Here is a 7,836-nt window from a genome sequence, read left to right as displayed (position 1 = left end):
TGGCAAGGGGCAGATCTTCGTCAAGGGCGAGGTCATCAAGACCGTGCCGGAGTCGAAGATCGTGGAGACCCTCATCGAGGAGGCCATGAAGCTCGCCGAGCGGATGAAGGCCGACAAAGTGCCGTCAGGAGAGCCCCAGATCAGTGTGAGCTAAAGCGAAACAATCCCCGGTAGGGGAGCGAGGTGGGAAAGTGTCGCTGCTCGAGAACATCCGTGGTCCGCGCGACCTGAAGGCCCTGCCGCCGGAGCGGCTGGGCGAACTCGCCGTGGAGATCCGTGCATTCCTGGTCCAGGCGGTGGCCAGGACCGGGGGGCACCTGGGACCCAATCTGGGCGTGGTCGAGCTGACGGTCGCCCTGCACCGGGTCTTCGACTCGCCGGCCGACCGCATCCTGTGGGACACGGGTCACCAGTCCTACGTCCACAAGATCCTGACCGGCCGTCAGGACTTCTCCAAGCTGCGCGGCAAGGGCGGCCTGTCCGGCTACCCCTCGCGCGCCGAGTCCGAGCACGACGTCATCGAGAACAGCCACGCCTCCACGGTGCTCGGCTGGGCCGACGGCCTGGCCAAGGCCAACCAGGTGCTCGGCCGGCAGGACCACGTCGTGGCCGTCATCGGCGACGGTGCGCTCACCGGCGGCATGGCCTGGGAGGCGCTGAACAACATCGCCGCCGCCAAGGACCGCCCACTGATCATCGTCGTCAACGACAACGAGCGCTCCTACGCGCCCACCATCGGCGGCCTCGCCAACCACCTGGCCACCCTGCGCACCACCGACGGCTACGAGCGCTTCCTGGCCTGGGGCAAGCAGGTGCTCCAGCAGACCCCTGTCGTCGGCAAGCCGCTGTACGAGTCCCTGCACGGCGCCAAGAAGGGCTTCAAGGACGCCTTCGCGCCGCAGGGCATGTTCGAGGACCTGGGCCTGAAGTACCTCGGCCCGATCGACGGCCACGACGTCGCCGCGGTCGAGTCCGCGCTGCGCCGGGCGCGGCGCTTCCACGGCCCCGTCCTCGTCCACTGCCTCACCGAGAAGGGCCGCGGCTACGCCTTCGCCGAGCGCGACGAGGCGGACCGCTTCCACGCGGTGGGCGCCATGGACCCGCTCACCTGCGAACCGCTCACCCCGTCGAGCGGCCCGAAGTGGACCTCGGTCTTCGGCAACGAGATGGTCCGCATCGGCGCCGAGCGCCCGGACGTCGTGGCGATCACCGCGGCCATGCTGCAGCCGGTCGGCCTGGAGAAGTTCGCCAAGGCCTTCCCGCGCCGTGTCTACGACGTCGGCATCGCCGAGCAGCACGCCGCCGTGTCCGCGGCGGGCCTGGCGACCGGCGGCCTGCACCCGGTGGTCGCCGTCTACGCGACCTTCCTCAACCGCGCCTTCGACCAGGTGCTGATGGACGTCGCGCTGCACAAGTGCGGCGTCACCTTCGTCCTGGACCGGGCGGGTGTCACCGGCGACGACGGCGCCTCGCACAACGGCATGTGGGACATGTCGATCCTCCAGGTCGTCCCGGGCCTGCGGATCGCCGCCCCGCGCGACGCCGACCAGCTGCGCGCCCAGCTCCGCGAGGCGATCGACGTCGACGACGCGCCCACCGTCATCCGCTTCCCCAAGGAGACCGTCGGCGAGGCCCTGCCGGCCATCGACCGGGTGGGCGGCATGGACGTCCTGCACCGCGGCGACCGGCCGGACGTGCTGATGGTGTCCGTCGGCGCCCTCGGCTCGGTCTCCCTGGCCGCGGCCGCCCTGCTGCGCGAACGCGGTGTCGGCGTCACGGTCGTCGACCCCCGCTGGGTCAAGCCGCTCGACGCGGAGCTGCCCGCGCTCGCCGCCCGGCACCGCATGGTTGCCGTGATCGAGGACAACGGCCGTACCGGAGGCGTCGGTTCGGCCGTCGCGCAGGCACTGCGGGACGCGGAGACCGATGTGCCGGTCCGCGACTTCGGCATCCCGCAGCAGTTCCTGGCGCACGCCAAGCGCGGCGAGGTGCTGGCCGACATCGGGCTCACACCTGCCGAGATCGCCGGCCGGATCGGGGCCACCCTGATCCGTCTCGCGGTGAACGAGCACCCGAACGAGAGGCACGTGAGCGATGACACCGCCCGATCCTGAACCCAAGGGGTTCGACCTGGCGACGCTGCTGGCCGAGCGCGGCGCCGAGCGCTACGACCTGCACGCCAGGTATCTCAACCACCAGTTGCCGCGGATGCTGCACACCATCGGCTTCGACAAGGTCTACGAGCGGGCCGAGGGCGCGTACTTCTGGGACGACGAGGGCCGGGACCACCTCGACATGCTCGCCGGCTTCGGGGTGATGGGCCTGGGCCGCCACCACCCGGTGGTCCGCAAGGCGCTGCACGACGTTCTGGACGCCGGGCTGGCGGACCTCACCCGCTTCGACTGCCAGCCGCTGCCCGGGCTGCTCGCCGAGAGGCTGCTGTCGTACGCGCCCGGCCTGGACCGGGTGTTCTTCGGCAACAGCGGCACCGAGGCGGTCGAGACGGCCCTGAAGTTCGCCCGCTACGCCACCGGCAGGCCCCGCGTGCTCTACTGCGACCACGCGTTCCACGGGCTGACCACCGGTTCGCTGTCCGTCAACGGCGAGAGCGGTTTCCGCGAGGGCTTCGACCCGCTGCTCCCCGACACCGCCGTACCCCTGGGCGACCTGGCGGCCCTGGAGCGGGAGCTGGCCAAGGGCGACGTGGCCGCCCTGATCGTCGAGCCGATCCAGGGCAAGGGTGTGCACGCCGCACCGCCCGGTTACCTGCGGGCGGCGCAGGAGCTGCTGCACCGGCACAAGGCACTGCTCGTCGCCGACGAGGTGCAGACCGGCATCGGCCGCACCGGCGACTTCTTCGCCTATCAGCACGAGGGGGGCGTCGAGCCGGACCTGGTCTGCGTGGCTAAGGCCCTGTCCGGCGGGTACGTGCCGGTGGGGGCCACCCTCGGCAAGGACTGGATCTTCAAGAAGGTCTACTCGTCCATGGACCGGGTGCTGGTGCACTCCGCGAGCTTCGGCTCCAACGCCCAGGCCATGGCCGCGGGGCTGGCCACCCTCACGGTGATGGAGGACGAGAAGGTCGTCGCCAACGCGCGGGCCACCGGCGACCTGCTCCGCGACCGCCTAGCCGTCCTCGTCGACCGCTACGAGTTGCTGCACGAGGTCCGCGGCCGGGGCCTGATGATCGGCATCGAGTTCGGCCGGCCGAAGTCGCTGGGGCTGCGCAGTCGCTGGACGATGCTGCAGGCGGCGCGCAAGGGCCTGTTCGCGCAGATGGTGGTCGTGCCGCTGCTGCAGCGGCACCGTATCCTCACCCAGGTCTCGGGGGACCACCTGGAGGTCATCAAGCTGATCCCGCCGCTGGTCATCGGGGAGCCCGAGGTGGACCGCTTCGTGAACGCCTTCACCGCCGTGATGGACGACGCACACGGCTCCGGTGGCCTGATGTGGGAGTTCGGCCGGACACTGGTGAAGCAGGCGGTCGCGGGCCGCTGACCCAGGCCGTCGGCCGGGCTACGATTCTCGCCCGCGGTTCTTGCCCCCCAGGCAATCTTTTTGCCTCGGGGGCGAATCGCATCTATACCTGAGGCATGACCTCACCATCCTCGGACGAGGCGCCCCTGCCGGACGTCGCCCCCCAGCTGCGCGCGCTGCGCCGCAGGGGCGGGCTGACGCTGGAGGCGGCAGCCGCCCGCGCCGGGCTCTCGCCCGCGCACCTGTCCAGGCTGGAGACCGGGCAGCGGCAGCCCTCGCTTCCCATGCTGCTGGCGCTCGCCCGCACCTACGGCACCACGGTGTCCGACCTGCTCGGCGAGACCTCCGCGGAGCGCGATCCGGTCGTCCGCGGCGGTTTTGTGCCGCCCGCGGAGGCCGGCGGCTGGACGTACTGGCCGGCCGGGAACCCCGGGCGGGCCATGCAGGCGCTGCGGCTGCACGTGCCTCCCGGCCCCCAGGAGGGGCTGGTCCGCGTCCACCCCGGTGAGGAATGGCTGTACGTCCTCGAGGGCGAGCTGCGGCTCACCCTCGGGGAGGCCGTGCACCGGCTGGTGCCCGGCGACAGCGCCCACTTCGACTCGCTCACCCCGCACCGCATCGCGGCGACTTCGCCGAACGGTGTCGATCTGCTGTTCGTCCACACGCTGCTGCGGAGTTCCGTCGTAGAGCTGTGCCTGGGCGACGGCCGTTCCCCGCGCCCCCACGGCGCATGACGAGAGGACTGACCGTGTCCGGCGACTCCCGAGACAAGGCCCCCATGGGCTTCAAGGTGCGCACCTTCATCTACCTGGTGGGGGTCCACGTCATCGCCGCGTTCTTCTTCCTGATCTTCCATCTGGCCGGGGCCAAGTAGAGCGCCCCGGCGGCCCGGGTCAGGCCGGCCGCGCGCCGTCGAGGAAGAGGGCGCGCAGCCGCTCACGGCGCCCGGGAGTGAGGTCGAGCCCCTCCTCCAGGTAGCGGTCCACCGAGCCCCAGTGCTCCTCGATGGTGTCGAAGGCGGTCTCCAGGTACTCCTTGCGCGCGTCGAAGAGCGGGCCGAGCAGCTCCATCACCTCGGGGGTGGTCGCCGGGTCCGTGTCGTCGCCGCGCTTGATGCGGTAGCGGCGGTGTGCCTCGTTGCTCTTGAGATAGTCCTCGACGATCGCGTCGCGCTCGACCCCGAGCGCGAGCAGGATGACGGCGATCGACGTCCCGGCCCGGTCCTTGCCCGCCGCGCAGTGCAGCAGTGCCGGCACCGACTCCTCCCCGGCGAGCAGGTCCAGCATGCGGGCGTGCTCGGCCGTGCGGTCCAGGACGATGCGGCGGTACGCCTCCACCATGCGCGCGGCGGCGCGGCCCCCGCCGAGGATCTCGCGCAGCGCCGCGATGTCGCCGTCGCGGACGGTCGTCCAGAACTCGGCGCCCTGCGCCGGGTCGCTCAGCGGCATGTTGACGTTGCGCACGCCGGGCAGCTCGACGTCCGGGCCCTCCAGCCTCATGTCGGAGGCGTTGCGGAAGTCGAAGACCGTGTGCAGCCCGAGGGCGGAGAGGAAGGCGGCGTCCTCGGCGGTGGCGTGCGCCAGGTGGCCGCTGCGGAAGAGCCGTCCGTACCGCACCCGGCGGCCGTCGGTCGTCGGGAGGCCGCCCACGTCGCGGAAGTTGCGCACCCCGGTCAGCTCGGGCTCCGACGGGGCGGTCTGCGGCGTCTGCTCGGTCACCGGCACTCCTTCGCTCAGGGGCCGGGCGGTGCGGGTCACCGGCGGCCGGACCATGCCCGACCTTACGACACCCGGGCGGCGTCCGTACCGGGCGGTATGCGATCCCCCGCGCGGGCTGTCGCGGCGCGGCCGGGACGCCGTCCTATTCCGTTTCCGGTGGATCCGGCCGGGTGGGATAGATCACCCCCAGTCAACCCCTGGTTACGGTGGCGTAGGTCACTTGAGGAGGTGAAGTATGTGCTGACGTGCCAGACGATTCGAAGAGAAACAACAGTGACGCCATCGGGTCGTACACAGCCGTGGGGGACAGCTTCACGGAAGGTGTAGGCGATCCCGGTCCCGACGGGACGTTCATCGGCTGGGCCGACCGGCTGGCGGTCCTGCTCTCCGACCGCCGCCCCGAACACGACTTCCGGTACGCGAATCTCGCGGTGCGCGGTCGCCTCCTCGACCAGATCGTCGAGGAGCAGGTGCCGCGCGCCGTCGAGCTCGCGCCCGACCTCGTGACCTTCTGCGCGGGCGGCAACGACATCCTGCGCCCCGGCAGCGACCCGGACGACGTCGCGGAGCGCTACGAGGCGGCGGTCGCCCGCCTCACCGCGACGGTCGGCACCGTCGTGCTGTGCACGGGCTTCGACACCCGCGGCGTGCCCGTGCTCCGCCATCTGCGCGGGAAGATCGCCACGTACACGGCGCATGTGCGCGCCATCGCCGACCGGTACGACTCCCCGGTGCTGGACCTGTGGTCGCTGCGTTCGGTCCAGGACCGCCGGGCCTGGGACGCCGACCGCCTCCACCTCTCGCCCGAGGGGCACACCAGGGTCGCGCTGCGCGCCGCGCAGGTGCTGGGCCTCGACGTGCCCGCCGACCCCGACCAGGCGTGGCCGCCGGAGCCGTTCCGCGCGCCCGCCGACATCCGCAGGGACAACATCCAGTGGGCGCGGGAGTACCTCGTGCCCTGGATCGGCCGGCGGCTGCGCGGGGAGTCCTCCGGCGACCACGTGGAGCCCAAGCGCCCGGACCTGCTGCCGCTGTAGCCGGCGGGCCCAGGGCCTACCGCTCGGGCGATGTCAGAAGGGCGAGGTCCCGGAGACGAGTTCGGCCCACACGGCACGGCCGCCACCGTCGTCGGTGGGCCGGACGCCCCATGCCTGCGACAAGGCGCCCACCAGCAGCAGGCCGCGTCCGCCCTCCTCGTCGACGCCCGCCGCCCGCGGCCGGGGCGCAGTCGGCGCGCGCCCCTGGTCGCTGACCTCGAGGCGCAGCCGGGTGCCGTCGTAGCGCAGCCCGCAGGTGATGAACTCACTGCCGGTGTGCATGACGGCGTTGGTGAAGAGCTCGGAAACGATCATCTCGGCGTCGTCGCGGAGTCCCTCGTCCGCCTCCCACTCCCGCAGCCGTGCCCGCACGCGGTGGCGTGCGTCGGCGACCGAGGACCCGTGGGCGGGCAAACGGAAGAGGTCCTGGCAGCGACGGGCGTCGAGGTCGCCACGGCGCTCTAACCGCAGAGCGTCTGGTGAGGGGGCCACGTCGCTAACTATGCGGCCCCGTTAGAACTGTTGGCAAGATGCGATCTGTAATTTACAGAACGGCCGGTGCGCACTGTCGGTTTTCGTTGACGGCATGACACACTGCTTGCGGCAGAGGGGAGTTGGGGAAGTGGTCGTGACGGACGCGCGGTCAGCCGGTGCTCCCACCGTCCTGCGGGTGGTGCTCGGCAAACGGCTCCACGACCTGCGGGTGAAGGCCGGACTCTCCTTCGAGGACGCCGGCCGGGCGCTCGACGTCACCCATGCCACCATCCGCCGCATGGAGAAGGCCGCGGTCGGCCTGAAGATCCCCTACGTCGAGAAGCTCCTGCGCACCTACGGGGTCACCGACCCGGCGGAGGTCGAGGGGTTCCTGGCGCTGGCCCGGGAGGCCAACCAGCCGGGCTGGTGGCACCGCTACCGCGACGTCCTGCCCGACTGGTTCAGCGCCTTCGTGAGCCTGGAGGGCGAGGCCGGCGTCATCCGCGCCTACGAGCCGCACTACGTCCCCGGACTGCTGCAGACCGAGGACTACGCGCGCGAAGTGCTGCGGGCGGGGAACCCGCGCACCGGCGACGAGGAGATCGAACGCGGGGTCGCGCTGCGCATGGAACGCCAGGCGCTGCTCACCCGGGAGGACGCGCCGCTCGTCTGGATCGTCATCGACGAGACCGTCCTGCGAAGACCCATCGGACGTCCGGCGGTCATGCGCGCCCAGATCGCCAAGCTGATCGACTCCTGCGCCCTGCCCAACGTACGACTGCAGGTCATGCCGTTCACGGCCGGAGCGCACCCCGCCATGTACGGCCCGTTCCACATCTTCCGGTTCCAGACGCACGACCTCCCGGACGTGGTCTACTCCGAAAGCCTGGTCGGGGCCGTCTACTTCGACGACCGGGACGACGTCTCGACCTTCCTGGAGGCCCTGGACCGGATGTGCGCACAAGCCGCACCGGCCCGGAGCACCGAGCGGATACTCAGTGGCATCCACAAGGAGACCTGACCATGGAGTGGCCCTGCCCGATGCACACCGGCAACGAGATGATGTCATCCGTCCCGGGCGCCGAGGCCGCTCAGGCCGGCTTCCCGCCGACACGGGCGGCGGGACGGAC

The 7,836-nt window shown here is 71.4% G+C and carries 8 protein-coding genes and 1 pseudogene; 7 read left to right on the top strand and 2 right to left on the bottom strand.

The features are described 5' to 3' along the window. The 5 genes and pseudogenes from ACRWNP_RS34330 to ACRWNP_RS34310 all read left to right on the top strand — a co-directional run. Positions 1 to 154, top strand: a pseudogene (locus tag ACRWNP_RS34330) (flavodoxin-dependent (E)-4-hydroxy-3-methylbut-2-enyl-diphosphate synthase); the annotation flags it as partial. A 37-nt stretch (positions 155 to 191) separates the two neighbouring features. Then, positions 192 to 2,114, top strand: a complete 1,923-nt coding sequence (dxs, locus tag ACRWNP_RS34325) for a 1-deoxy-D-xylulose-5-phosphate synthase (RefSeq protein WP_431968469.1) — start codon at positions 192 to 194, stop codon at positions 2,112 to 2,114. Beyond that, positions 2,095 to 3,498, top strand: a complete 1,404-nt coding sequence (locus ACRWNP_RS34320; protein WP_431968467.1) for an aspartate aminotransferase family protein — start codon at positions 2,095 to 2,097, stop codon at positions 3,496 to 3,498. The genes dxs and ACRWNP_RS34320 overlap by 20 nt, the downstream gene beginning before the upstream one ends. A 95-nt stretch (positions 3,499 to 3,593) precedes the next feature. Beyond that, positions 3,594 to 4,211, top strand: a complete 618-nt coding sequence (locus ACRWNP_RS34315; protein WP_431968465.1) for a helix-turn-helix domain-containing protein — start codon at positions 3,594 to 3,596, stop codon at positions 4,209 to 4,211. A gap of 14 nt (positions 4,212 to 4,225) precedes the next feature. Further along, positions 4,226 to 4,351 (top strand): DUF6126 family protein, encoded by a 126-nt coding sequence (locus tag ACRWNP_RS34310; protein ID WP_431968463.1) that lies wholly within the window; start codon positions 4,226 to 4,228, stop codon positions 4,349 to 4,351. A 19-nt stretch (positions 4,352 to 4,370) separates the two neighbouring features. On the opposite strand, the gene ACRWNP_RS34305 is transcribed toward ACRWNP_RS34310, so the two are convergent. Further along, positions 4,371 to 5,195, bottom strand: coding sequence for a tyrosine-protein phosphatase (locus tag ACRWNP_RS34305; protein ID WP_431968461.1), 825 nt, complete (start codon positions 5,193 to 5,195; stop codon positions 4,371 to 4,373). A gap of 245 nt (positions 5,196 to 5,440) precedes the next feature. Between ACRWNP_RS34305 and ACRWNP_RS34300 the strand changes: the two genes are divergently transcribed. Beyond that, positions 5,441 to 6,232: an SGNH/GDSL hydrolase family protein gene (locus ACRWNP_RS34300; RefSeq protein ID WP_431968459.1), complete on the top strand. Its 792-nt coding sequence runs from the start codon at positions 5,441 to 5,443 to the stop codon at positions 6,230 to 6,232. Between the two features lie 33 nt (positions 6,233 to 6,265). On the opposite strand, the gene ACRWNP_RS34295 is transcribed toward ACRWNP_RS34300, so the two are convergent. After that, positions 6,266 to 6,724 (bottom strand): ATP-binding protein, encoded by a 459-nt coding sequence (locus ACRWNP_RS34295; protein WP_431968457.1) that lies wholly within the window; start codon positions 6,722 to 6,724, stop codon positions 6,266 to 6,268. Positions 6,725 to 6,860: 136 nt separating this feature from the next. Between ACRWNP_RS34295 and ACRWNP_RS34290 the strand changes: the two genes are divergently transcribed. Beyond that, complete coding sequence (locus tag ACRWNP_RS34290; RefSeq protein WP_431968455.1) at positions 6,861 to 7,727, top strand: helix-turn-helix domain-containing protein; 867 nt, start codon at positions 6,861 to 6,863, stop codon at positions 7,725 to 7,727. Positions 7,728 to 7,836 lie beyond the last annotated feature (109 nt).

Origin of the sequence: Actinacidiphila sp. bgisy160, from assembly GCF_965342435.1 — a bacterium.
Taxonomy (GTDB): domain Bacteria; phylum Actinomycetota; class Actinomycetes; order Streptomycetales; family Streptomycetaceae; genus Actinacidiphila.
Note: the sequence above shows the minus strand (reverse complement) of the source record. Positions and strands in the feature narration are given on the sequence as shown.

Bases quoted from the DNA above. Each gene is read 5' to 3' on its own strand.
- ACRWNP_RS34320 (WP_431968467.1), top strand. From the start codon at position 2,095: ATGACACCGCCCGATCCTGAACCCAAGGGGTTCGACCTGGCGACGCTG.
- ACRWNP_RS34315 (WP_431968465.1), top strand. From the start codon at position 3,594: ATGACCTCACCATCCTCGGACGAGGCGCCCCTGCCGGACGTCGCCCCC.